The organism is Bacillus cereus group sp. N24, assembly GCF_016483345.1.
Taxonomy (GTDB): Bacteria; Bacillota; Bacilli; order Bacillales; family Bacillaceae_G; genus Bacillus_A; species Bacillus_A toyonensis.
Map to the genome: position 1 here is coordinate 1 of NZ_JAEHCA010000142.1, position 244 is coordinate 244.

A 244-nucleotide genomic window follows, 5' to 3' on the forward strand; every position below is an offset into this window, starting at 1 on the left:
AGGGCCTAAGCTAAGCACAAATAAACTAAAAAACGTACAAATTGTGCCGCTTGATCGTCAAACAGCAGTCGCTATTCTTGTAACGGATACAGGGCATGTACAAAGTAAAACGATTACCGTTCCGGAAGCTGTTGATTTATCAGATTTAGAATAAATGGTTAACTTTTTAATTGAAATGCTATCTGGTTTACCGATGGCATAACTTCATAATAAAATCTTTAAAGAGATTGTTACAGTTTTACGT

At 34.8% G+C, this 244-nt stretch carries 1 pseudogene; it reads left to right on the forward strand.

The window, feature by feature from the left end:
- A pseudogene (locus JDS95_RS30770) lies at window positions 1-199 on the forward strand (HrcA family transcriptional regulator); the annotation flags it as partial.
- Window positions 200-244 lie beyond the last annotated feature (45 nt).